This window comes from Acetobacter oeni, assembly GCF_011516825.1.
Taxonomy (GTDB): domain Bacteria; phylum Pseudomonadota; class Alphaproteobacteria; order Acetobacterales; family Acetobacteraceae; genus Acetobacter; species Acetobacter oeni.
The window spans coordinates 1-1,962 of record NZ_WOTA01000076.1 but is presented as its reverse complement, the minus strand read 5'-3'; the positions used below and the strand labels follow the sequence as shown (position 1 = coordinate 1,962).

Annotated in this window: 1 pseudogene; it reads left to right on the top strand. The window is 51.6% G+C overall.

The features are described 5' to 3' along the window. Positions 1-631 precede the first annotated feature (631 nt). Positions 632-1,858: pseudogene (locus GOB90_RS18600) on the top strand (ISL3 family transposase); the annotation flags it as partial. Between the last annotated feature and the right edge of the window lie 104 nt (positions 1,859-1,962).

Here is a 1,962-nt window from a genome sequence, read left to right as displayed (position 1 = left end):
ACCCGCCGCCAGAAGCAGAATATCGTCAATATTCCAGATCGGGCTCCTGTGGGATGACTGAATTCTACAAAATGACCCGAAATTGCCTCAAGTGTGAGAAATCCGCGTCGAGCCTGCAGCAACGGTATAATCCGTTGCACTGCTGGCTGCGAAAGCGGGAACAGAAACAAAAAGGGACGTGGTAAAAAGATAAACCTTAAGCCCGTTAACGTGTGGTTTGCGGAAAATTGTAAGGCATTTTCCCAACATGCGGCTGTCTCCTGACGGGCTTAATAGAAATGTCCGGAGAAAACCTTAATAATAATTAATTAATAATATTCTAATCTTTCTCTATCTATATTTGATATAATTTTCTTAACAGCGTTATTTATCCTGCAAAAAACAACATTTGTTTGATTTTTATTTACAAAAATTATGTTTATTCAGGGCGGGGAGAGCCGCTTATCCTATGCAGTAGGCCGGTCCTCTGTTGCATGGAGCGCCATTTTGGCCGGGTTGCTGCGCGGGAGGATTGTCCGCGTTGGTATGGGAAAAACCTGGGTTCTTCCGCACTTTTCGTGATGGGTATCTTGTACTGAGGTTCCGGAACTGGGAAATCCAGAAAGTCGTTCACTTTCATGGATATTCCCCAGTGTCACGCCTTCGGTCTCTTGATCTTCCCCGTTCCCTCGTCGTTCGTCGTGTTGTTGCACTGGATAACAGAGTGGAGATCGAAGTCGGTCTGCGAAAACGGAGTGCAGTGTGTCCGGACTGTCAGTGCCCGACACAACGCATTCACAGTTTCTATCAGAGAAAACTCGCGGATCTTCCATGGCAGGGCCGTCCAGCCACGCTGATCGTTTCTGTGCCGCGCTTTTTCTGCCAGACGATGCTTTGTCCACGTCGGACGTTTGTCATGCCCCTTGAGGGGATAACCGTGCGTCATGGCAGACAGACCACACGTCTTGCCGATCTTCATTATTATATCGCCCACACCCTGGGCGGTTCCGCTGGAGCACGAATGACCGTGCGCCTGTGTTGCCCCATCAGCGCGGATACTCTTGTCCGCCGTCTTCTCTCACGTGTGCAGAACACCACAAAAGGCACGGCCCTTACACGTGTGGCGGGGGTGGATGACTGGGCATGGCGGCGGGGACATCACTATGGAACGATTGTGGTCGATCTTGAGAAAAATGATGTCATTGACCTCCTGCCAGATCGGGACGCTGATACCCTTGCCCGATGGCTGCAGGTCCACCCCGGTATTGAAATCATTGCCAGAGACCGTGCCGGTACTTATGCAGACGGATGCCGCAGAGGCGCACCATCCGCTCTTCAGGTGACAGACCGCTGGCATCTGCTGAAGAACCTGTCAGACGCTTTTGTCAGCATTCTGGACCGTTTTACGACGACTGTCAGGACCCTGACACGACAGATGAACGTATCAACGGTCGTAAGCAAAATATCTGAAACAATCAGAGCGCATCCAGAAGAGGCGCAGGCGGTCGTCAGGTCAGCCTCTGGGGAACGGCGTGACATTCTTTTCAAGGAAGCTCTTGCCCTGAAAGCAGCGGGACACAGCATTCAGGCTATCGCCACAACGATCGGGGTAGAGAGAAAAACCGTGCGGCGCTGGTTTCAGCGGGGCCATGCACCACCATGGAAAAGAACGGTTCCGTCACGCAGCATACTCGTGCCTTACACAGCCCACCTGGAAAAGAGATGGTCCGAAGGATGTCGCAATAGTCGTCAGCTATGGCGGGAACTCCTGGAGCAGGGCTTTGCAGGACAATATGGCACCGTCTGGAAATGGGTGGCGACGCGACAGGGATGTTCCGCGAAACCCGTTCCTTCCGCGCATGTCGTTGCACCTGGAGGGTTCTAAAAACCCCCTGGTTTTGAGGTCTTCTGTATGATTCTATTTCTTCTGCGTTGATTGAGGGAATGGCGATATGAAGCAGTCTGGTTTCTTTGATGTTGAAG